Here is a 21593-nt window from a genome sequence, read left to right as displayed (position 1 = left end):
ACGCCACGTGGAGAATTTTGAAATGCAGAACAGATACAGCACCTTGGCATCCCTGGTGTATAATCTGGACAAGCCGGTGGGCCGGTCCTTTGGCGATGTGGAATACTATCGTGAACGACTTGCTGGCTGTAGCGGGATCGTTCTGGAGCCCGCGGTCGGCAATGGCCGTGTCTACGTGCCGCTTCGGGAAGCGGGTATCGACGTCGTCGGTTTCGACGCCTCCGAGGAGATGCTTGCCTATTGCCGGCAAGAGTGCAGCGGGCGGAACATCGCTGCCAGCCTCACATGCCAGACGTTCGAGGCGTTTGACTACGAACAGCGGTTTTCGGCCGCCATCATCCCCGCCGGGTCATTCCAGCTCATTACCGAAGCCGACAAGGCCATCGCCTTTCTGAAGCGCATCCACGATCACCTTCAGCCGGGCGGAAAGCTCATCCTGGACATTGACGGGATCGGCGGATTTCTTTCGCCGACCGGTGCTGTGCGGAGCTGGAAAACTGCCGACGGCGATCTTTTGACCCTGATCGACCACCGCGCCGAGACAGATTTTGTCTCGCAGACCACGCTCTCGTATCTTCGTTATGAACGATGGACGCAGGGCAGGTTGCTCGATACCGAACTCGATCTTTTCGCGCTTCGCTGGTGGGGTGTGCAGGAACTAACGCTTGCGCTGCATACCGTCGGGTTTTCTGATATCGTGGTATCGGGCGGCTATGTCTTCGGTCAGGCGCCCGCCAAGAATGCCGAGACCATCACATTTGAGGCGCGGCGGGACCGATAGATACACCGCCGCTTCGACGATCGACAGGCAGACCAAGTCTCGTGCCGGAACCGCGCAGCCAGTGGTCAGGCGGTCTGTATCGATGGGGGGTGTCATGTCTGCCGTAAATGCTACCGTTGTCGTCTACGGAGCCGCCTATAGCGTCTATGTACGGGTCGTGCGGATGGCTCTGCACGAGAAGGGCGTGCCTTACGATCTCGTGCCCGTTGACGTGTTTGCCGATGAGGGCCTGCCGACAAACCATCTGGCGCGCCATCCCTTCGGCCGCATTCCCGCTTTCGAGCATGACGGGTTTGTCCTCTACGAGACGAGCGCGATCACCCGCTATGTGGATGAAGCCTTCGCCGGATCGTCGTTGCAACCTGAAGCCTTGTTCGAAAGAGCGCGGATGAACCAGATCATCGCCATGCTGGACAATTACGCCTATCTGCCGATGGTGTGGGACGTGTATGTGCAGCGCGTTCTTGCAGCGGAAGAAGACGCGGCGGATGAAGTGCGAATAATGGCGGGGCTGGATAAATCGCGCACATTCCTGCAGGCGCTTTCCGCATTGCTGCTAGAGCACCGGTGGCTTGCCGGGGCGAACGTTTCACTCGCCGATATTCACGCCGCACCGATTTTTGGCCTGTTCGGGGAAGCGCCGGAAGGGCGCGCGCTTCTCTGCGAATTCCCGAAGGTTCAGGCGTGGTGGCAGCGGGTACAGGCCCGTCCGGCTTTCGCTGCCGCCGTTGCCTGAGGCGGTTCAGGTAGCGCCGACGCCTTCCTGCGCCTTCATCGCCGCGATCTCGCGGAAGGCGTCGGTCAGGACGTCAGCCGATTGCGCGCCCATGACGGCGTATTTGTTGTCGATGATGAAGCACGGAACGCCGGTGACGCCCATCTCGCGGGCCATGCCGATCTCTTCCTTGACCGAATCGACATCGGCGCCGGCGGAAAAGAGGGCGCTCACGACGGCGCGATCCATGCCGGAGGCTTCGGCGATGTCGAGCAGAACGGTGCGGTCGCCGACATTGCGGCCTTCCTCGAAATAGGCTTTGAACAGGGCAAGCGCGACGCGGCCCTGCACCTCGGTGCCTTCGATCATCGCCCAGCGCAACAGGCGGTGGGCGTCGAGCGTGTTCGGGCTGATTTTCACCGCCGCGAAATCGAAATCGATGCCGGCCTCATGACCGAGGCCCCTCAGCATGTCATGGGCGCGATCCACGGCATCGGCACCGCCGAGCTTTTCGGCCAGGTGCTTCTTGTGATCGACGCCTTCCGGCGGCATGTCGGGATTGAGCTGGTAGGGGCGGAACGTCACCGAGACGGCAAGCTCGTCCTTGATGCTCTCGATGGCCTGTTCAAGCCGTTTCTTGCCGAGATAGCACCAGGGGCAGACGACATCCGAGACGACATCGATCGTAATGGCTTCCATCCGGTTATCCTTTCGAGATGCCGGAAAATTCCGGTTCAAACTTACCGTCGAGATAGTCCTGCCTGCCGCAGCTTTCAACAGGTTACCTCAGGGTAACCGCAATTCTGGGGATGGCCTCTTCATTGTGCCCGCTCGTCCCACCATGTCGGGAACTGGAAGCCGTAGAGCGGAACCGTTTCCGGCCGCATGATGCGCTTCGAATGGGCGACCCATTGTTCGCCGAGGTGGTAGAGCGGCACGACATAATAGCTGGAAAGCAGCATCCTGTCGTGCAGGCGCACGGCCGAGCGGAAATCTTCCGCCGTTCGTGCCTGCAGCATTGCATCGAGGATTCGGTCCACGTCTGGATCGCCGACGCCCGCGAAATTCGAGCTGCCCTGCCGGTCGCGGGTGATCGAGCTCCAGTAGCTGATCTGGTCGACACCAGGCGACAGCGAGGACGGAAACGCCTTGATGATGATGTCGTAGTCGAAAGTCTGGCTGCGGCTTTGGTACTGCGAATCGTCCACCGTGCGGATGCCGGCCTTGACGCCCAGCGCGGCGAGGAAGCGCTGGTAGGCAAGCGCCAGCTTCTCCTGGTCGGCGTTCTGCGTCATGATCTCGAAGGTCAGCGCTTTTCCATCCGCGTCGACCATGCGGCCGCCCTTGATGGCGTAGCCGGCCTTCTGGAAATGATCCATCGCCTGGCGCAGAACCTTGCGATCACGGCCCGAGCCGTCCGTCTTTGGCAGGAGATGCGTGCCGGCGAGGATATCCGGCTCGATGCGTGCAATGGCAGTCCCGGCAATCTCGCGCTCGCGCGCATCCGCCGGGCCGGCCATCGAGCTGAGATCGGAATTCTGCCAATAGCTTTCCGTGCGCTTGTAGGCGTTTTCGAACAGGCTGCGGTTTACCCATTCGAAATCGAAGACCAGCGTCAGCGCCTTGCGCAGCTCAAGGTTCTGGAACACTGGGCGGCGGGTGTTGAAAACGAAGCCGAGCATGCCGGACGGCGTCTTCGGCTTGATGGCGTCCTTGACCACGGCGCCGGACTGCGCGGCCGGGAAATCGTAGCCACGCGCCCATTTCGTGGGATTGCCTTCCTGGTAGAGATCGATCTCGCCCTTCTTGAAGGCCTCGAACAGCGTGTTTTCCTGCAGGAAGTATTCGACGGAGATCTGGTCGTAGTTGTCGAAGCCGATCTTTGCCGGCAGATCCCGGGCCCAATAGTCAGGATTGCGTGCAAACACGATCTTTTCGCCCGGCTTCACGTCCTTCACCCGGTAAGGGCCGGAGCCAAGCGGGAAGGCGAGGGACGTTCGGTCGAAGGTTTCGACATCGATCGCATGCCTGGGCAGGATGGGCGAGAGGGCCAGCAGCAGCGGCAGTTCACGGTCCGCCTTGTCATTGAAGGTGAAGCGCACGCCCCGCTCGCCCACCTTCTCCAGCTTGTCCACGCTTTCGAGACGCCGGTTGAACGGCGTGCGGCCCTTGTCGCGCAGAAGCTCGAAGGTGAAGATGACGTCTTCGGGCGTTACCGGTTTGCCGTCCGCCCATCGCGCCTTCGCATTGAGATTGAACTGCACGAAGGAGCGGTCGTCGTCCCATTCCACCGTTTCGGCCAGAAGGCCATACATGGTGAAGGCCTCGTCGCGCGAGCGCTGCAACAGCGATTCGTAGACGAGGTTGCCGAATTCCGGATCCCACATGCCGCGGGCCGTCGTGCGCATGCTCTTGAGGATGAAGGGGTTGAGATTGTCGAACGTGCCGACGACGCCATAGGCGATGCGTCCCCCCTTCTTCACATCCGGATTGACGTAGCTGAAATGCTTGTAATCCGGCGGCAGCGCCGGTTCACCGTGCATTGCAATGCCGTGTACGGGGGCGGCATGGCCGAGCGTGGCGCCGAGGCCGAGCGTGCAGGCGGCGAACGCCATCAGGAAGGGGCGCAAGAGTGTCTCCTCGTCAGGGTCCGGATGATTCTCATCCATTATAACCGCCAGAATGGGGACGGTAGCGTGGCGCTGTGGGAAATAGAAGGCATGGGGGATTTACGCAAGGAAAGGCTGGATATCCGGCGCGGCCCATTGTAACAGAATACGCCGAAGCGGGTCATGCAAATGCCTCATTTCGCCGACAGGAGAGCGCACGGCAGACCAAAACGCCCTAGAGGGGGCCCAGGAGGGGCGTCGTCGCTCCGGCACCGGATTTTCAGGAGACCGAACTCGTATGATCTTCACATCGAATCTCATCAAGCGGACCGTGCTTTCCGCCTTTGCTGCATCCGTTGCCATGGCGGCTGCGCCGTCCGCAGCGCTTGCACAGCAGGCTGCTCCGCCGAAGGGCTGGTTCAAGGTCTGCACCAAGCAGGAAGACAACGATGTCTGCATCGTACAAAACCTGCTGACGGCAAACAGCGGCCAGCTCATCACGGCCGTTGGCCTGATCACCGTCACCGGCAAGACGAACCGCAAGATCATGCAGATCTCGGTTCCGAGCGCACGCCTCGTCCCGGCCGGCGTCCAGATGCAGATCGATGGCGGCAAGGGCCAGAAGATCGACTACGCCATCTGCATGCCCGACAAGTGCGTCGCAGAAGTGCTGCTGACCGACCAGATGATCGCCAGCCTGAAGAAGGGCGGCGAGGTGGTCTTCACCTCGATCAACTTCCAGCGCGCGCCGAACCCGATCAAGATCTCGCTTGAAGGCTTCACCGGCGTGTTCGACGGCGAGCCGATCGAACAGTCGCAGCTCGAAGAGCGCCAGCGCCTGCTGCAGGAAGAAATGCAGAAGAAGGCCGAGGAAGCTCGCAAGAAGCTCGAAGACGCCCAGAAGGCGGCCAAGAGCCAGTAACAGGCTTGCTGTACCAGATACAAAAAACCCGGCCATCGGCCGGGTTTTTTGCGTTTTACGGTCGGCGACGGCGGCTAGTGAAAGATGCCGCTCTGTTCCTTCCAGCGGTAATGGCCCTGGTCCACATCCATCAGTGCGCGAACCTGCGGATGACGGATCGGCATGCCGCTGTCATCGGCCACGAGGTTCTGCTCGGAGACATAGGCCACATATTCCGAATCATCGTTTTCCGCGAAAAGATGATAGAAGGGCTGGTCCCTCGATGGCCGTATTTCGGCCGGGATGGCATTCCACCATTCTTCCGTATTGGCGAATTCGGGATCGACGTCGAAGACCACGCCACGGAAGGGGAAAACCCGGTGGCGGACCACGTCGCCGATGGCAAATTTAGCGTCTCGCATCTTCATGGCGTACCTACCTTTCCTCCTATATTTGGGTAATTGCGCTGAAACATCAATAGTTCCGGTGCCTCGCACGTTGTATAGACCGAGATCGGCGGCGCTTGCGCCTCCAGCTGTTTCGGCGTACCTCGAAGAACAACGTCTTGGACGGATCGGATGGCATGAACAGTCAGTGGGGCAGGAGCGGCAACGGACCGGCGCAGAGCAACGGCTCGGGCCTCGGCAGCATCCTGTTTGCCTCCGTCGTGAGCCTGGCGCTCGGCGCGGCAGGCGGCTATGGCGCATTCCGCATGGCGGGTAGTCCGGCCTCCAGCGAAGTCGACCAGCGAGACCAGCGCATCGCCGATCTTGCCCGCGAACTCGACGCGCGCGTCGCGCAGGTCGAGGAAAGCACGCAGAAGGCGCAGGCGCTGACCGAGGAGAACGCCACCCTCAAGCGCCAGTTCGAGACCATGCCCGACAATTCCGGCACGACGGATGCCGCGATCGCCATTGCTGAAAATGCGAAACTGACCCAGGAAATCGTTCCGGCACTGAAAAACGAGCTGGAACTCTCCTTGCAGCGTGTAGCCGATGCCGAGGCGCTGAAAAAGCGGGCCGAAGAAGCGGTGCTTGACGGAGAACGCCAGCTTTCAGTGAGGGCGGACCAGATCGCACGGCTGGAAAAGACACTGGAGCAGGCTCGTAGCCAGCAGGCAACAACACTGAGCGCCGAGACCGGGCGCCTGCAGGCGGAAGCTGACGCGCTGCGGCGTCAATTGACGGAAATGCGCGAAGAAACGGCCCGCAAGGATCGGGAAATCGCCGTGCTCAACGCCGGCAACGCTTCCCTCACGGCACGGATCAGCACGCTGGAGACCGCCGCGCGCTCGGCGCAGCAGAGCGGACCGGAAGACAGCGCACAAAAGCCGGCACGCGACAATACCAAGCCCGCCGACAGCCGCAGCCCGCGCAATGCGGCGCTCGTGGCAGACGTGATGCAGGGCACGCCCGGCCTCGACCGCCTGACCGGCAGCGAGCGCGACCAGCTCGAACGCACACTTGTTTCCGGCGAGTGCGTCACCAATGCGCTCGGCGGCGTGTTCAAGCGGGTGCCGGTGCTGACGCTCCGGAACCTGATGCGCGGCCTCGACAGCGACTGCTAATTCTGCGGCGGTATGGCCGCCTGCTTTGGGAAGGAGACCTCGATGAAGCGATCTGTTCTGGCTGTCGCGCTCGGCCTTGCGCTTTCTGTAGGCGGCGCATCGGCCCAGGAATTCGAGCGCAACATCATGACCGGCGGCCCGCAGGGCACCTATATCAAGATCGGTCACGACATCGCCGCGCTTGGCTCCGAGTGCGGGCTGAAGCTGAACGTCGTGGAAAGCACCGGTTCTCTGGAAAATTTCGTCGGCGTGCGCAACCGGCGCAACACGCAATTCGGCATCGTCCAGAGCGACGTGCTCGAATACCTGAAGACCTTCGAGGCGAACGATCCGGAAGTGCAGAAGGCGGTGAAGGGCGTGCGCATCATGTTCCCGCTCTATAACGAGGAGGTCCACGTTCTCGCGCGCAAGGACATTACCAGCATGAAGGACCTTGCGGGCAAGAAGGTCGCCGTCGGCAAGAAGGACAGCGGCACTTTCCTGACCGCAACGCTCATCATGGACATCCTGCAGGTCAAGGCCGGCGCCCGCATGGACATCAACCCGGACGAGGCGCTGCCGAAGCTTTTATCCGGCGAGATCGACGCCTTCTTCTATGTCGCCGGTGCGCCCGCATCGCTCTTTTCCGGCTCCGCGATCGACCAGGCGAAATTCCATCTCGTGCCGATCACCGAGGCGCCGCTGCTCGCGACCTATACGCCGTCGCGCATCGAGCCGGGCACCTATTCCTTCCAGGATCAGCCGGTCGATCTCATTGCAGTCAAGGCGGTGATGATGACCTACGACTACGATACCAAGCGCAATGCCTATCATCGTGACAGCTGCAAGACGGTGGCGGATTTCTCAAGCCTCATCGTCGGCGGGCTCGACAGGCTGAAGACCACGGGGCACCCGAAGTGGAAGACCGTCGACCTGACGGCGCTGCCGCCGGGCTGGCAGGTGGGTGTCTGCGTCAAGGCCGGCATGGCGCTCGACTACAAGCCGGCCTGCAAGCCAGCCGGCGGCAACGCGTCCGGCGGGAATGCCGACGAATCGAACGAGGAATATCTCAACCTGCTCAAGCAGCGGCTGCAACAATAGCACCCCGCGAGCGGCAACAAAAAACCCGGCCAATGGCCGGGTTTTTTCGTCTGAGGGAACCTCCCGCCTTGAGGCGGGAGGAAACCGGGCCGATCAGGCCGAGTAGTACATGTCGAATTCGACCGGATGCGGGGTCATTTCATAGCGCATGACCTCGACCATCTTCAGTTCGATGTAGGAATCGATCTGGTCGTCGTCGAACACGCCGCCGGCCGTCAGGAACTTGCGGTCCTTGTCGAGGCTTTCCAGCGCTTCGCGCAGCGAGCCGCAGACGGTCGGGATCTTCTTGAGCTCCTTCGGCGGCAGGTCGTAGAGGTCCTTGTCCATGGCCTTGCCGGGATGGATCTTGTTCTTGATGCCGTCGAGGCCGGCCATCAGCATGGCGGCAAAGCCGAGATAGGGGTTGCCGAGCGGGTCGGGGAAGCGGATTTCGACGCGCTTGGACTTCGGACCCGTGCCGAACGGAATGCGGCACGAAGCCGAACGGTTGCGCGCCGAATAGGCGAGCAGCACCGGAGCCTCATAGCCCGGGACGAGACGCTTGTAGGAGTTCGTCGTCGGGTTGGTGAAGGCGTTGATCGCCTTGGCATGCTTGATGATGCCGCCGATGAAGTAGAGGCAAGATTCCGACAGGCCGGCATATTCGTCGCCTGCAAAGGTCGGCTTGGTGTCCTTCCAGATCGACAGGTGGACGTGCATGCCCGAGCCGTTGTCGCCGAAGATCGGCTTCGGCATGAAGGTTGCCGTCTTGCCATAGGCATTGGCGACCTGGTGCACGACATACTTGTAGATCTGCACCTTGTCGGCGCTGCGAACGAGCGTGTCGAACTTGACGCCGAGTTCGTGCTGGGCGGCTGCCACTTCGTGGTGCTGCTTTTCGACGGTGACGCCCATCTCGGTGAGGACCGTCAGCATCTCGGAGCGCATGTCCTGGCAGCTGTCAACCGGCGGAACCGGCAGGTAGCCGCCCTTGACGCGCGGACGGTGGCCGAGGTTGCCGGTCTCGTAGCTGGTGTCGTCGTTGGACGGCAGCTCGGAACTGTCGAGCTTGAAGCCGGTATTGTAGGGATCGGCCTTGTACTTGACGTCGTCGAAGACGAAGAATTCCGGCTCCGGGCCGGCATAGACGGTATCGCCGATGCCGGACGCCTTGAGGTAGGCTTCGGCCTTCTTGGCGGTGCCGCGCGGATCGCGGTTATACGCTTCGCCAGAGACGGGCTCGAGAATGTCGCACAGGATGACCATGGTGGACTGGGCGAAGAAGGGGTCCATGTGGACCGTCGCCGGATCGGGCATCATCACCATGTCGGATTCGTTGATGGCCTTCCAGCCGCCGATCGAGGAACCGTCGAACATGACGCCATCGGCGAACATGTCTTCGTCGACGCAGCCCACGTCCATCGTGATGTGGTGCAGCTTGCCACGGGGGTCCGTGTAGCGCAGGTCGACGAACTTTACGTCGTTTTCCTTGATTTGCTTGAGGATGTCATTGGCAGTCGTCATTAGCGATGGTCCCTGTATGTGATGACGAGTGGAAGCCTTGGCCGGACGGCCAGGCGGTATTAGATGGCATCGACGCCGGTTTCGCCCGTGCGGATGCGGATGACTTCTTCGACGTTGGAGACAAAGATCTTGCCATCGCCGATGCGGCCGGTCTGGGCCGCGTTGCGGATCGCCTCGATGACGGCCTCCGCATTTTCGTCCGCCAGGACGACTTCGACCTTTACCTTGGGCAGAAAGTCGACCACGTATTCGGCCCCACGGTAAAGTTCCGTGTGCCCCTTCTGGCGTCCGAAACCCTTCGCCTCGGTGACGGTGATACCCTGCAGGCCGACTTCCTGAAGGGCCTCCTTCACCTCATCGAGTTTGAAAGGCTTGATGATCGCTTCGATCTTCTTCATGAGAAAATGACTCTCCGCTTCTCCCGTTCGCGCAGGACTGCGCCCGCTGCTCACTTCAAATGCATGTAGCATGCCAACTTGAAGCAGGATGCGTGCCAGATGGAATGAAATCCGTTTCTTTCACGATCATGCTCGTCTTCACGCCGGGATGATGGGACTTTCCGGGCAAAAGGGCCAGTGGAATCTGCCTAAAAATTGTGTCTTCCATGCCGCAGATCGCCGGATGGCGCCGCCGCAGGCAGGGCCATCGCTGGAAGCTGCAATTTTGAGCATATCGAATATGCAGATGCTTAAAAAACAGGCTCTCGATGCGGTGCGGCCGGGCTTGTCTCCATCGCGTCTTTGCGGGCATGGTGGAGCATGCACAGGGAAATCGACACGCTGATCATCACGCCCGCCGAGATGGGCCGTATCGACCACGCCGCCGCCGCATCGGGGCTTTCAAGCTACGGGCTCATGGAGCGGGCAGGGCAGGCGGTTGCGGCCGCCGCGCTGCGCCGCTTTCCCAGTGCATTGCGGTTTGCCGTGCTCTGCGGCCCCGGCAACAATGGCGGTGACGGCTACGTTGCGGCGCGGGTCTTGCGGCAGGCCGGTGCCCAAATCGCGGTCCATGCCCTTGGCGACCCGGCCTTACTGAAAGACGATGCGGCTGCGGCCTTCGCGAATTTCGCCGGAGATGCCGCGCCGCTCGCGGACTATGCGCCGCGTGCAGGCGACGTCGTCATCGACGCGCTGTTTGGAGCGGGATTGTCGCGCGATCTGCCTGACGAAGTTCCCAAGATCATCCACGCTGTCCGGCAGAACGTCCTGCCCGTACTGGCGATCGACCTGCCTTCCGGCATCGATGGCCGAACAGGGCAGGTAAGGGGCGCAGCTTTCGAGGCCGCTGCATCCGTCACCTTCATGTGCCGCAAGCCGGGCCACCTGCTGCTTCCCGGCAAAACCCTCGCGGGCGACGTGGAAGTCTTCGATATCGGTATTCCCGGGCGCATCCTCGCCGGGCATGCAGGCCATATGAGGGTCAATACACCCGCCATCTGGCGTGTGGCGCTGCCGCCGCAGACGGAAGCGACGCATAAATATGTGCGCGGGCATCTTGCCGTCTTCTCCGGTCCTGCGGCTGCCACCGGCGCAGCCCGGCTTTCCGCCATGGCCGGCCTTCGCGCCGGCGCGGGCCTCGTCACGCTGCTGTCGCCGGGGCAGGCGTTGTCGACCAATGCGGCGCACCTGACCGGCATCATGCTGAAGCCGCTCGATCTTGCGGGGGACCTCGCCGCCGTGCTCAAGGACGAGCGGCTCAAAACCTTCGTTCTCGGACCGGGCTTCGGCAATGCGGACAGGGCGAAGCGATATGTTCGCCTGCTTGCCGAGCGGGGCCGCCATCTCGTTCTGGATGCCGATGGCATCAGCGCCTTCCGCGACGAGCCGGATACCCTCTTCTCGCTTTATGCCGGCGGCAATCCGCGTCTGGTTCTGACGCCGCACGATGGAGAATTCGCCCGCCTGTTTCCCGATCTTGCCGCTGACGCTACGCTGTCGAAGATCGAGCGCGCGCAGAAGGCCGCCGCCCGCAGCAATGGCGTGGTCATTCTGAAAGGGGCCGATACGGTGATCGCAGCGCCGGACGGCCGCGTGCTGGTGAACGAGAACGCGCCACCCTGGCTCGCGACGGCAGGGTCCGGCGATGTGCTGGCCGGTATTGCCGGCGCGCACCTGACACAGGGCATGCCGGCCTTCGAGGCTGCCGCCGCCGCCGTCTGGCGTCACGGCGAGGCAGGACGCATCGCGGGCGAGGGGCTGACGGCGGAAGACCTGCCGGGCGCTATTCCGCCCTGGCCGGCCGGGTGACCGGCCATTTTTTCACGCCTGCGGCCAGTGACAGGACCTATCAGCCGACGCGTTTTTGCAGTTCGCGTGCGCCGTTCGGTGCGTTCACCTTGCCGGAGGTGATGAAGAAGGCGAAGACGTCGCGGGGCTTTTGAGCGGGCTTCGTGTCGGGGGCGATCTTCGGCAGGTCTGTCGGCTCGCTGCCGCCTGCCCAGTCCTTCAGCCGCATCGCCCATTCGTCGAGCGCCTCCGGCGGATAGCAGGTCTTGATATCGTCCGAGCCCCTTTGCAGGCGGGCATAGACGAAATCCGCCGTCACATCGGCAATCTCGGGATACTCCTCATGCTGCGCATAGACGATCGCTGCATTGTACTTGCGGGCGAGCGCCGCAAATTCGGGCACCAGGAACGTTTCGTTGCGCACTTCCAATGCGTGTTTCAGCGCAAGACCGTCCTGCTTCTCAGGCAGGAGCTTCAGGAAGCCCTCGAAATCCTCCGGCTCGAACTTCTTCGTCGGGGCGAACTGCCACAGGATCGGGCCGAGATGGACGCCGAGTTCGGTTAGGCCCTGCGTTAGGAATTTCTCGACGGATTCACCGCCATCGGCCAGGACCTTGCGGTTGGTCGTGAAGCGGCTTGCCTTCAGCGAGAAGATAAAACCGTCCGGCACTTCCGAGGCCCATTTGGCAAAGGTCTCCGGCTTCTGCGAGCCGTAATACGTGCCGTTGACCTCGATGGCCGTCAGTTCCCGGCTGGCGAATCCCAGCTGGCGCTTCTTCGGCAGCTTTTCCGGGTAGAAGGTGCCTTCCCACGGATCGAAGGTCCAGCCGCCGATGCCGGTGCGAATGGTGCCGGATGTGCTCATCATCGTCCTCCCTGTGAATGGTTCACTCCGCCGCCGCCTGCTTCATCGGCCGGCGCTCCAGAAGTTCGCGCAGGAAATGGCCGGTATAGGAGCGCTCGACCTTGACGATATCCTCCGGCGTGCCTTCCGCGATCACCTCGCCGCCGCCATCGCCGCCCTCCGGACCGAAGTCGATGACCCAGTCCGCCGTCTTGATGACTTCGAGATTGTGCTCGATGACGACCACCGAATTGCCCTGGTTGACCAGTTCGTGCAGCACTTCCAGCAGTTTGGCGACGTCATGGAAGTGCAGGCCCGTCGTCGGCTCGTCGAGAATGTAGAGCGTGCGGCCGGTCGAGCGCTTCGACAATTCCTTGGCAAGCTTGACGCGCTGCGCCTCGCCGCCCGACAGCGTGTTCGCCTGCTGACCGACCTTGATATAGCCGAGACCGACCTGGTTCAGCGTCACCAACTTGTCGCGCACGGCCGGCACGGCGGCGAAGAACTCCACGCCTTCCTCGACGGTCATGTCCAGCACATCGGCGATCGACTTGCCCTTGAAAGTGACGTCGAGCGTTTCGCGGTTGTAGCGCTTGCCATGGCAGACGTCGCAGGTGACATAGACGTCCGGCAGGAAGTGCATCTCGATCTTGATGACGCCGTCGCCCTGGCAGGCCTCGCAGCGCCCGCCCTTGACGTTGAAGGAGAAGCGTCCCGGCTGGTAGCCGCGCGCCTTTGCCTCGGGAAGGCCCGCGAACCAGTCGCGGATCGGCGTGAAGGCGCCGGTATAGGTGGCCGGGTTCGAGCGCGGCGTGCGGCCGATCGGCGACTGGTCGATATCGATGACCTTGTCGATATATTCGAAACCGTCGATGCGCTCGTGCTCGGCCGGGATTTCGCGCGCGCCCATGATCCGGCGGGCGGCCGACTTGTAGAGCGTCTCGATCAGGAAGGTCGACTTGCCGCCGCCGGAAACACCGGTGACCGCCGTGAAGACGCCGAGCGGAATGGCGGCCGTAACATTCTTCAGATTGTTAGCTTTCGCGCCGACAACCTTGATTTCTTTTTTCTTTTTCGGCTTACGGCGTTCGCCCGGTATGGCGACGGAAAGCTCACCGGAAAGGTATTTGCCGGTAAGCGACGCCGGGTTAGCGATGACCTCGCCGGGCGTGCCCTGCGCGATCACCTCGCCGCCATGGATGCCGGCGGCCGGGCCGATATCGACCACGTAGTCCGCCGTCAGGATCGCGTCCTCGTCATGCTCCACCACGATCACCGTATTGCCGATATCGCGCAGGTGCCGCAGCGTATTGAGAAGGCGGGCGTTGTCGCGCTGATGCAGGCCGATCGAGGGCTCGTCGAGCACGTAAAGCACGCCCGTAAGGCCGGAACCGATCTGCGAGGCAAGGCGGATACGCTGGCTCTCGCCGCCCGACAGCGTGCCGGAATTGCGTGAAAGCGAAAGATATTCCAGACCGACATCGTTGAGGAAGCGCAGGCGCTCGCGGATCTCCTTGAGGATGCGGACGGCGATCTCGTTCTGCTTGGTGTTGAGGTGTTCCGGCAACCCGTCGAACCAGTCACGCGCCACGCGGATCGACATGGCCGTCACTTCGCCGATATGCAGCTTGTTGATCTTCACCGCCAGCGCCTCTGGCTTGAGGCGGTAGCCGTTGCAGGCCGGGCAGGGGGCGGCGGACATATAGCGCTCGATCTCTTCGCGCGACCAGGCCGAATCCGTCTCTTTCCAGCGGCGCTCGAGATTGGGAACGATACCCTCGAAGGTCTTCATCGTCGTGTAGGAGCGGGCGCCGTCCTTGTAGTTGAACTCGACCTTCTCCTTGGTGCCGTAGAGGATCGCGCCCTGCGCCTGCGCGGACAGTTCCGACCAGCGGTTGGACAGCTTGAAGCCATAGGCGGCGCCAAGCGCCTCGAGCGTCTGGTTGTAGTAGGGCGAGGAGGATTTCGCCCAGGGGGCGATGGCGCCGTCGCGCAGCGTGCGCTCGCTTTCCGGCACGATGAGGTCCTGATCGATCTTCTGCTGGCTGCCGAGGCCGTCGCAGGTCGGGCAGGCGCCGAAGGGGTTGTTGAACGAGAAGAGCCGCGGCTCGACTTCCGAAATGGTGAAGCCGGAGACCGGGCAGGCGAATTTTTCAGAGAAAAGCACGCGCTCATGCGTCTCGTTCAGCGACTTGTTGGCCGAGCCGCCGGCCGCCGTGTCCTCGACGGGCAGGGGCTTTTCGGCAAATTCGGCGATGGCGAGGCCCTCGGCGAGCTTGAGGCAGGTTTCAAGACTGTCCGCCAGGCGCGAGGCGAGGTCAGCGCGAACGACCACACGGTCCACCACCACGTCGATATCGTGCTTGTACTTCTTGTCGAGCGCGGGAACATCGGCGATCTCGTAGAACTGACCGTCGACCTTGACGCGCTGGAACCCCTTTTTCATCAGTTCGGCGAGTTCCTTCTTGTACTCGCCCTTGCGGCCGCGCACGATCGGCGCGAGAATGTACAGGCGCGTGCCTTCGCCGAATTCCAGCACCCGGTCGACCATCTGGCTGACCGTCTGGCTTTCGATCGGCAGGCCCGTCGCAGGAGAATAGGGCACACCGACGCGCGCGAAGAGCAGGCGCATATAGTCGTAGATTTCGGTGACCGTGCCGACGGTCGAGCGCGGGTTCTTCGACGTCGTCTTCTGCTCGATCGAGATGGCGGGAGACAGGCCGTCGATCTGGTCGACGTCCGGCTTCTGCATCATTTCGAGGAACTGGCGCGCATATGCCGACAGGCTCTCGACATAGCGGCGTTGGCCTTCGGCGTAGATCGTGTCGAAAGCGAGCGACGATTTTCCCGAGCCCGAAAGGCCGGTCATGACGATCAGCTTGTTGCGGGGCAGGTCGAGATCGATGCCCTTGAGGTTGTGTTCGCGGGCGCCGCGGATGGAAATGGTCTTGAGTTCGCTCATGGTGTCCAGCGTCTGAGGTCGTTGCGCGTCCAAAACAGGGTTGGCCCCTATGTAGGGATAGGATCCGGCCTGTCCATGCGCCGTCGCAGAATTCCGTGCCTGTTTCCGATTCGGTTGACAAGAGTGTAGGGAATTATTAGAACAAAAAAAGAACAAATATTTGCAATTGATCTGTGGATTACCACTTGCGCGGGGCGGCGCCGGAGAACGGCAGCCGATAAGATAGCGTATTCATCTAGTGAAATGATGTCGGGCGCCATAGTCCGGCGCGACAACGGGAAGTACGGGTATGGCTGGAAGCGTCAACAAGGTGATCTTGATCGGGAACGTAGGTGCGGATCCGGAAATCCGCCGGACGCAGGACGGTCGGCCGATCGCCAACCTGCGCATCGCCACCTCCGAATCCTGGCGGGACCGCAACAGCGGTGAGCGTCGCGAGAAGACCGAATGGCACACCGTCGTCGTCTTCAGCGAACCCCTCTGCAAGATCATCGAGCAATATGTGAAGAAGGGCGCCAAGCTCTATATCGAAGGCGCGCTGCAGACCCGCAAGTGGCAGGACCAGACCGGTAACGACCGCTACTCGACGGAAGTCGTGCTGCAGGGCTTCAACGCGACGCTCACCATGCTTGACGGTCGCGGCGAAGGCGGCGGCGAGCGCCGTGGCGGCGGCGATTTCGGCGGCGGTGCGCCGAGCTACGACGATTACGGTTCGCGTCCGTCGTCGGGCGGCGGAAGCAGCAGCGGTGGCGCAAGCCGCTCGGGCGGTTCGCCGCTCTCGCGCGACATGGACGACGACATCCCGTTCTGAGACGGACGGAAGCGGGGCCGGCATTGCGTCGGCCTCCGTTCGGCGCGCTTCCGGTGCGGCAGCAATGCTGAAGGAGGAGCGTCATGCCTGACGAAAAGACGGTCGCAGACGTGCTATTTCTGCGGCCGGGCGAGGGGCGGGCCTATCCGCTCGGCCGCATGAATGCGGTCTTCAAGGCGGACCACGGCGAGACCGGCAGCGCCTATAGCGTTTCCGAATGGTGGCTGGAGCCGCATACGACCGGGCCGGGCGCCCATTCCCACACGGACAATGTCGAACTCTTTTACGTGATCGCCGGCGTCGCCAGCATTCTTGCCGGCGAAACCTGGCTGGAAGCACCGGCCGGAAGCTTCGTGCGCATCCCGGCCAACATGATGCACGATTTCGAGAACCGCACGGACGAGCGGGCTGGGCTGCTCAATGTGTTCCTGCCCGGCGGCTTTGAAGAAAACATGCCGGCCATCGCAACGTGGTTCGCCGACAACCCTTGAGCGGATCGGCCTTGAGCGGATCGGCCTCGAGCGGATCGAAACGAGCGCGGCGCCTCAATTCACCTTTTGCCTGTTGTATCGCCAGCAAGGATGCAGGCAGCCCTTGCAACGGATACAGCCTCCCCTTAGATCAGCCACCATGAGCCTGGATCCAGACCTGCCACTCACGACCGAACGGCTCGTGCTTCGAAAATTCACGAAAAGCGATTTTCCCGCGTTCGCCGCCTATCGTTCCCGGCCGGATATCTATCGCTATCTCTACGCCGATGCGCCGGACGAAAAGGCGCTGCAGCAGATGTTTGCGAAACTGCTCAGGCCCGCCTTCAAGCAGGATGGCGACGTCTTCAAGCTTGCCGTCATACGCAGGGACGACGATGCGCTGCTCGGCGAGGTCCTGCTGAAGCACGAGAGCAAGGACGCGCTGCAAGGCGAGGTGGGCTATATTTTCAACCCCGCCTATGCCGGCAAGGGATATGCGACGGAAGCCGTTGCCGCGATGATCGACATCGGCTTTTCCAGATTCGGCCTTCACCGGATCTTTGCGCGGCTGGACAGCCTGAACAGGGGGTCGGTCGGCGTCGTCGAGCGCCTTGGATTGCGCCGCGAGGCGCATCTGGTCGAAAACGACCGCTTCAACGGCACCTGGGGCGATGAATATATCTACGCCGTTCTGGCGCGCGAATGGAAAGCGCGGCAGGCCTGAACAGGCAGCCGGACGCCATGCCGCCGGCCTGCCTTTCGCGAGCGCCCCTCAGGTTCTCAGAAGGCGAAGGCGGACTTCACGCCGTCCACCACGAATTGCACCGCCAGCGCCGCCAGGATGACGCCGAGCAGGCGGGTGAGGATGGCGCGGCCGGTATTGCCGAGGAACCGGTCGATACGCTCGGCGATGACCAGCGAGAGAAACAGGATGCCGAGGCAGAGCGCGAGCACGCCGATCAGCGCGCCGCGTTCGAGGGCAGTCGGAAAGGAGCCGGAAAGCAGCACCGTCGCGGAGATCGCGCCGGGGCCGGCGATCAGCGGCAGGGCGAGCGGGAAGACGGCGATGTTGTGGATGTGGTCGCGCGTGATCGCCACTTCGCTGGTCTTTTCCTTCCGCTCGTTACGGCGCTCGAAGATCATTTCGAAGGCTATCCAGAACAGCAGCAGGCCGCCGGCAATGCGGAAGGCGCCCATGGAGATGCCGAGCAGCGAGAGAACGCTCGCACCGGTGAGCGCGAAGACCGAAAGGATGCAGAAGGCGATGATGGAGCCGCGCAGCGCCACCTGCTTGCGCTGCGGCCGCGTCATGCCCACGGTCAGTCCCAGGAAGATCGGTGCAAGGCCCGGAGGGTCTATGGTCACGAGCAAGGTCGTGAACGCATTGACCAGAAGATCGACATTGAGCATGGAAGGCGTTCCCCTCGCCGTTGAGCGGCCGTTTTGCCGACCTTGTGCCCGCATTTCTAGGCGAGGGCGGGGCGCAAGGGAAGGGCAGTCGCGAAGTCCGGCTCATGTGGCCATCAAAATGCGCAAATTGGCGGTTTTCTGGGAAAAGCCTGTTCAAAACCCCTGGCAAAATTGGCGCTCGGAGCGCCGGTAGGCTATAAAATTGCATCTGATTCTGAACAACGATCGTGACCGAAATTGACAGAACAATCGACACCCGGCGGCAAGAACCCTCCCGGCATTGAGCCGATTTCCATCATCGAGGAAATGCAGCGGTCCTATCTCGATTACGCCATGAGCGTGATCGTCAGCCGCGCGCTGCCCGATGTGCGCGACGGCCTCAAGCCAGTGCACCGGCGCATCCTCTACTCGATGAGCGAGATGGGCGTCGACTGGAACAAGAAATATGTGAAATCGGCCCGCGTCACCGGTGACGTGATGGGTAAATACCATCCGCACGGCGACAGCGCGATCTATGACGCCCTGGCGCGCATGGCGCAGGACTGGTCGCTCCGCCTGCCGCTGATCGACGGTCAGGGTAATTTCGGCTCCATCGACGGCGACCCGCCGGCAGCCCAGCGTTACACGGAATGCCGCCTCGAAAAGGCCGCCCATTCCCTGCTCGACGACCTCGACAAGGAGACGGTCAACTTCCGCGACAACTATGACGGCACGATGAGCGAGCCCGTCGTCGTTCCGGCTAAGTTCCCGAACCTGCTCGTCAACGGTGCTGGCGGCATCGCCGTCGGCATGGCGACGAACATCCCGCCGCACAATCTCTCTGAAGTCATCAACGGCTGTATCGCGCTGATCGACAATCCGGCGATCGAACTGCTCGACCTGATGCAGTACATTCCGGGACCTGATTTCCCGACCGGCGCCCTCATCCTCGGCCGCGCCGGCATCCGGCAGGCCTACGAGACCGGCCGCGGTTCCGTCATCATGCGCGGTCGCGCCCATATCGAGCCGATGCGCGGCGACCGCGAACAGATCATCATCACGGAAGTTCCCTTCCAGGTGAACAAGGCGACGATGATCGAGAAGATGGCCGAGCTGGTGCGCGACAAGCGCATCGAGGGCATCTCGGACCTGCGCGACGAATCCGACCGTCAGGGCTACCGCGTCGTCATCGAGCTGAAGCGCGACGCCAATGCCGATGTCATCCTGAACCAGCTCTACCGCTACACGCCGCTGCAGACCTCCTTCGGCTGCAACATGGTGGCGCTGAACGGCGGCAAGCCGGAACTGATGACGCTGCTCGACATGCTGCGCGCCTTCGTCGCCTTCCGCGAGGAAGTCGTCAGCCGCCGCACGAAGTACCTGCTGCGCAAGGCGCGCGACCGCGCCCACGTCCTCGTGGGCCTCGCCATCGCCGTTGCCAATATCGACGAGGTGATCAGCCTCATCCGCCGTGCACCCGATCCGCAGACGGCGCGCGAACAGTTGATGGAGCGCCGCTGGCCGGCCAAGGACGTCGACGTGCTGATCCGTCTCATCGACGATCCGCGTCACCGCATCAACGAGGACCTCACCTACAACCTCTCCGAGGAGCAGGCCCGCGCCATCCTCGAACTGCGTCTGGCGCGCCTTACCGCGCTCGGCCGCGACGAGATCGACGAGGAACTCAACAAGATCGGCGAGGAGATCAAGGATTATCTCGACATCCTGTCCTCGCGTCTGCGCATGATGAACATCGTCAAGGCCGAACTTGCCGCCGTGCGCGACGAATTCGGCACGCCGCGCCGCACCGAGATCACCGACGGCGGTCCGGACATGGACGACGAGGACCTGATCGCCCGCGAGGACATGGTCGTGACCGTGTCGCATGCCGGTTACGTCAAGCGCGTGCCGCTCGCCACCTATCGCGCGCAGCGCCGCGGCGGCAAGGGGCGCTCCGGCATGGCCATGAAGGACGAGGATTTCGCAACCCGCCTCTTCGTCGCCAACACGCATACGCCGGTCCTGTTCTTCTCCTCGCGTGGCATCGTCTACAAGGAGAAGGTCTGGCGCCTGCCGATCGGAACGCCGCAGTCGAAGGGCAAGGCGCTCATCAACATGCTGCCGATCGAACCGGGCGAACGCATCACCACCATCATGCCGCTGCCCGAGGACGAAACGACGTGGGAAAACCTCGACGTCATGTTCTCGACGACCCGCGGTACGGTTCGCCGCAACAAGCTCTCCGATTTCGTCCAGGTCAACCGCAACGGCAAGATCGCGATGAAGCTGGAGGAGGACGGCGACGAAATCCTCAATGTCGAGACCTGCACGGAGCATGACGACGTGCTGCTGACCACGGCGCTCGGCCAGTGCATCCGCTTCCCGGTCGATGACGTGCGTGTCTTCGCCGGCCGCAACTCGGTCGGTGTGCGCGGCATTTCGCTGGGCAACAACGACCGCATCATCTCGATGACCATCGTCAGCCATGTCGATGCCGAGCCGTGGGAGCGTGCTGCCTACCTCAAGCGCTCGGCCGCCGAGCGCCGCGCCAGCGGTGTCGACGAAGAGGATATCGCGCTTGTCGGCGAGGAAGTCGGCGAAATCGGCGATCTTTCGGAAGAGCGCTACCAGGAACTGAAGGCACGCGAACAGTTCGTGCTGACGGTCTCGCAGAAGGGCTTCGGCAAGCGATCGTCCTCCTATGACTTCCGCACGTCGGGCCGCGGCGGCAAGGGTATCCGCGCCACCGACACGTCCAAGACCAACGAGATCGGCGAAGTGGTTGCCGCATTCCCGGTCGAGGACAAGGACCAGCTCATGCTCGTCTCCGATGGTGGCCAGCTGATCCGGGTTCCGGTCGGTGGTATTCGCATCGCCAGCCGCGCGACAAAGGGCGTCACGATCTTCTCCACCGCAAAGGACGAGAAAGTCGTGTCGGTCGAGCGCATCAGCGAACCGGAAGGCGACGATGACGATGCGATGAACGGCGAGGCTGAGGGCGATATCGAAGCCGGAGACGTGACGCCGGCCGCCGAGGAATAGGCGCCTCACGCATAATGGAAAAGGAAAAGCCGGACGGGCAGGGAACGACCGTCCGGCTTTTCATTTGTAGCGGGCAGCCTGGAGGGAAGGCTACCCGCCTTTGCGGCGGCATACATGCTGCGCCGTCCCTGGCGCCTTGCGACTCGGGACGGGCAGGGAGGCGTTCTCACACGCCAAAGCCGCCTGCTTCTGCTTTCAGCCTCGCTACCTTCAATTCTGCGCGATCCTGCTTGAGCTCAAGGATTGCGCGCGCGAAATCGACGGTGAAGACGGTGCTGATGAAAATCGTGAAAAGGATCGTAAGGGCCGCCATCATACTTCAACCCGTCAACGCAGCCACTTGCCGCGCGCCGCGGATTCGGATGTCGTAGGCCGCTCCTCCTCGCGCAACGCATGGATCGTTGCGGCGGTAAGGGCGATGAACATCGTCATGCAGAGTAGAGCGAGTGCCATTTCCGTGTTCCTTCCAGCCTAAGGAAACGCATTACTGGTTCCACTGTGTTCGGTCTGGGAAACGCGCGACTGCTGTCTTTGTTCCCGACCCCGATGCTGAAATTTAAACATGACGCATCTGAAATGGTCTTGAACAACGCATTCAGGCGCGGTTCATGTTCTTCACGGGGGACAGACCCGGATAGGATGGACGCCGCCCTTGCAGAATGCGGCGGTCCATGACAAAAGGCGGCAAACGGGA

General features: G+C 62.3%; 19 protein-coding genes. 10 read left to right on the top strand and 9 right to left on the bottom strand.

Annotated features, from left to right (window positions below):
• Nucleotides 1-22: 22 nt before the first annotated feature.
• Nucleotides 23-781 (top strand): class I SAM-dependent methyltransferase, encoded by a 759-nt coding sequence (locus WA950_RS12770; protein WP_424552085.1) that lies wholly within the window; start codon nt 23-25, stop codon nt 779-781.
• A gap of 94 nt (nt 782-875) precedes the next feature.
• Complete coding sequence (locus WA950_RS12765; protein WP_424552084.1) at nt 876-1517, top strand: glutathione S-transferase family protein; 642 nt, start codon at nt 876-878, stop codon at nt 1515-1517.
• A gap of 6 nt (nt 1518-1523) precedes the next feature.
• On the opposite strand, the gene WA950_RS12760 is transcribed toward WA950_RS12765, so the two are convergent.
• Nucleotides 1524-2195 (bottom strand): DsbA family oxidoreductase, encoded by a 672-nt coding sequence (locus WA950_RS12760; RefSeq protein WP_424552083.1) that lies wholly within the window; start codon nt 2193-2195, stop codon nt 1524-1526.
• A 119-nt stretch (nt 2196-2314) separates the two neighbouring features.
• Nucleotides 2315-4111 carry an extracellular solute-binding protein gene (locus WA950_RS12755; protein ID WP_424552392.1) on the bottom strand — a complete coding sequence of 599 codons (1797 nt, stop codon included), beginning with the start codon at nt 4109-4111 and terminating at the stop codon, nt 2315-2317.
• A gap of 292 nt (nt 4112-4403) precedes the next feature.
• Between WA950_RS12755 and WA950_RS12750 the strand changes: the two genes are divergently transcribed.
• On the top strand, nt 4404-5027 hold the full coding sequence (locus tag WA950_RS12750) for an invasion associated locus B family protein (RefSeq protein WP_424552082.1): 624 nt from the start codon (nt 4404-4406) through the stop codon (nt 5025-5027).
• 74 nt (nt 5028-5101) lie between these two features.
• On the opposite strand, the gene hspQ is transcribed toward WA950_RS12750, so the two are convergent.
• The gene (hspQ, locus tag WA950_RS12745) at nt 5102-5434 is read right to left on the bottom strand and encodes a heat shock protein HspQ (protein ID WP_424552081.1); all 333 of its coding nucleotides are present in this window, start codon (nt 5432-5434) and stop codon (nt 5102-5104) included.
• Nucleotides 5435-5589: 155 nt separating this feature from the next.
• Here hspQ and WA950_RS12740 point away from each other — a divergent pair, with 155 nt between their 5' ends.
• Nucleotides 5590-6573, top strand: coding sequence for a hypothetical protein (locus WA950_RS12740; protein WP_424552080.1), 984 nt, complete (start codon nt 5590-5592; stop codon nt 6571-6573).
• Nucleotides 6574-6615: 42 nt separating this feature from the next.
• Nucleotides 6616-7653, top strand: a complete 1038-nt coding sequence (locus WA950_RS12735) for a TAXI family TRAP transporter solute-binding subunit (RefSeq protein ID WP_424552079.1) — start codon at nt 6616-6618, stop codon at nt 7651-7653.
• Nucleotides 7654-7746: 93 nt separating this feature from the next.
• On the opposite strand, the gene glnA is transcribed toward WA950_RS12735, so the two are convergent.
• A complete protein-coding gene (gene glnA, locus WA950_RS12730; protein ID WP_424552078.1) occupies nt 7747-9156 on the bottom strand; it encodes a type I glutamate--ammonia ligase in 1410 nt (469 codons plus the stop codon).
• Between the two features lie 59 nt (nt 9157-9215).
• Nucleotides 9216-9554, bottom strand: a complete 339-nt coding sequence (locus WA950_RS12725) for a P-II family nitrogen regulator (RefSeq protein WP_003515720.1) — start codon at nt 9552-9554, stop codon at nt 9216-9218.
• A gap of 360 nt (nt 9555-9914) precedes the next feature.
• Here WA950_RS12725 and WA950_RS12720 point away from each other — a divergent pair, with 360 nt between their 5' ends.
• Nucleotides 9915-11402, top strand: coding sequence for an NAD(P)H-hydrate dehydratase (locus WA950_RS12720; protein ID WP_424552077.1), 1488 nt, complete (start codon nt 9915-9917; stop codon nt 11400-11402).
• Nucleotides 11403-11442: 40 nt separating this feature from the next.
• Here WA950_RS12720 and WA950_RS12715 read toward each other — a convergent pair whose 3' ends face one another.
• Nucleotides 11443-12246 carry a DUF72 domain-containing protein gene (locus WA950_RS12715; protein ID WP_424552076.1) on the bottom strand — a complete coding sequence of 268 codons (804 nt, stop codon included), beginning with the start codon at nt 12244-12246 and terminating at the stop codon, nt 11443-11445.
• A gap of 22 nt (nt 12247-12268) precedes the next feature.
• Entirely contained in the window at nt 12269-15187 is a 2919-nt protein-coding gene (gene uvrA / locus WA950_RS12710) for an excinuclease ABC subunit UvrA (protein WP_424552075.1), read from the bottom strand.
• A 289-nt stretch (nt 15188-15476) separates the two neighbouring features.
• Here uvrA and WA950_RS12705 point away from each other — a divergent pair, with 289 nt between their 5' ends.
• The 3 genes from WA950_RS12705 to WA950_RS12695 all read left to right on the top strand — a co-directional run bounded on the left by WA950_RS12705 (nt 15477) and on the right by WA950_RS12695 (nt 17192).
• Nucleotides 15477-15998, top strand: coding sequence for a single-stranded DNA-binding protein (locus WA950_RS12705; protein ID WP_424552074.1), 522 nt, complete (start codon nt 15477-15479; stop codon nt 15996-15998).
• A gap of 83 nt (nt 15999-16081) precedes the next feature.
• On the top strand, nt 16082-16489 hold the full coding sequence (locus WA950_RS12700; RefSeq protein ID WP_424552073.1) for a cupin domain-containing protein: 408 nt from the start codon (nt 16082-16084) through the stop codon (nt 16487-16489).
• Between the two features lie 139 nt (nt 16490-16628).
• The gene (locus tag WA950_RS12695; RefSeq protein WP_424552072.1) at nt 16629-17192 is read left to right on the top strand and encodes a GNAT family N-acetyltransferase; all 564 of its coding nucleotides are present in this window, start codon (nt 16629-16631) and stop codon (nt 17190-17192) included.
• 56 nt (nt 17193-17248) lie between these two features.
• Here the strand turns inward: WA950_RS12695 and WA950_RS12690 are convergent, their stop codons facing one another.
• On the bottom strand, nt 17249-17878 hold the full coding sequence (locus WA950_RS12690) for a MarC family protein (RefSeq protein WP_424552071.1): 630 nt from the start codon (nt 17876-17878) through the stop codon (nt 17249-17251).
• 237 nt (nt 17879-18115) lie between these two features.
• Here WA950_RS12690 and gyrA point away from each other — a divergent pair, with 237 nt between their 5' ends.
• Nucleotides 18116-20899, top strand: a complete 2784-nt coding sequence (gyrA, locus tag WA950_RS12685) for a DNA gyrase subunit A (protein WP_424552070.1) — start codon at nt 18116-18118, stop codon at nt 20897-20899.
• Nucleotides 20900-21226: 327 nt separating this feature from the next.
• Here the strand turns inward: gyrA and WA950_RS12680 are convergent, their stop codons facing one another.
• Entirely contained in the window at nt 21227-21352 is a 126-nt protein-coding gene (locus WA950_RS12680) for a hypothetical protein (RefSeq protein WP_424552069.1), read from the bottom strand.
• Nucleotides 21353-21593: the final 241 nt, after the last annotated feature.

This window comes from Shinella sp. (assembly GCF_049651085.1).
Lineage (GTDB): Bacteria > Pseudomonadota > Alphaproteobacteria > Rhizobiales > Rhizobiaceae > Shinella.
The sequence above is the reverse complement of the archived record's forward strand: the minus strand, read 5'-3'. Positions and strand labels throughout refer to the sequence as shown.

Excerpts from the sequence above, each read along its gene's own strand:
- WA950_RS12770 (WP_424552085.1), top strand. The coding sequence starts at position 23 with ATGCAGAACAGATACAGCACCTTGGCATCCCTGGTGTATAATCTGGAC.
- WA950_RS12765 (WP_424552084.1), top strand. The coding sequence starts at position 876 with ATGTCTGCCGTAAATGCTACCGTTGTCGTCTACGGAGCCGCCTATAGC.
- WA950_RS12760 (WP_424552083.1), bottom strand. The coding sequence starts at position 2,195 with ATGGAAGCCATTACGATCGATGTCGTCTCGGATGTCGTCTGCCCCTGG.
- WA950_RS12755 (WP_424552392.1), bottom strand. The coding sequence starts at position 4,111 with ATGGCGTTCGCCGCCTGCACGCTCGGCCTCGGCGCCACGCTCGGCCAT.
- WA950_RS12750 (WP_424552082.1), top strand. The coding sequence starts at position 4,404 with ATGATCTTCACATCGAATCTCATCAAGCGGACCGTGCTTTCCGCCTTT.
- hspQ (WP_424552081.1), bottom strand. The coding sequence starts at position 5,434 with ATGAAGATGCGAGACGCTAAATTTGCCATCGGCGACGTGGTCCGCCAC.
- WA950_RS12740 (WP_424552080.1), top strand. The coding sequence starts at position 5,590 with ATGAACAGTCAGTGGGGCAGGAGCGGCAACGGACCGGCGCAGAGCAAC.
- WA950_RS12735 (WP_424552079.1), top strand. The coding sequence starts at position 6,616 with ATGAAGCGATCTGTTCTGGCTGTCGCGCTCGGCCTTGCGCTTTCTGTA.
- glnA (WP_424552078.1), bottom strand. The coding sequence starts at position 9,156 with ATGACGACTGCCAATGACATCCTCAAGCAAATCAAGGAAAACGACGTA.
- WA950_RS12725 (WP_003515720.1), bottom strand. The coding sequence starts at position 9,554 with ATGAAGAAGATCGAAGCGATCATCAAGCCTTTCAAACTCGATGAGGTG.
- WA950_RS12720 (WP_424552077.1), top strand. The coding sequence starts at position 9,915 with ATGCACAGGGAAATCGACACGCTGATCATCACGCCCGCCGAGATGGGC.
- WA950_RS12715 (WP_424552076.1), bottom strand. The coding sequence starts at position 12,246 with ATGAGCACATCCGGCACCATTCGCACCGGCATCGGCGGCTGGACCTTC.
- uvrA (WP_424552075.1), bottom strand. The coding sequence starts at position 15,187 with ATGAGCGAACTCAAGACCATTTCCATCCGCGGCGCCCGCGAACACAAC.
- WA950_RS12705 (WP_424552074.1), top strand. The coding sequence starts at position 15,477 with ATGGCTGGAAGCGTCAACAAGGTGATCTTGATCGGGAACGTAGGTGCG.
- WA950_RS12700 (WP_424552073.1), top strand. The coding sequence starts at position 16,082 with ATGCCTGACGAAAAGACGGTCGCAGACGTGCTATTTCTGCGGCCGGGC.
- WA950_RS12695 (WP_424552072.1), top strand. The coding sequence starts at position 16,629 with ATGAGCCTGGATCCAGACCTGCCACTCACGACCGAACGGCTCGTGCTT.
- WA950_RS12690 (WP_424552071.1), bottom strand. The coding sequence starts at position 17,878 with ATGCTCAATGTCGATCTTCTGGTCAATGCGTTCACGACCTTGCTCGTG.
- WA950_RS12680 (WP_424552069.1), bottom strand. The coding sequence starts at position 21,352 with ATGGCACTCGCTCTACTCTGCATGACGATGTTCATCGCCCTTACCGCC.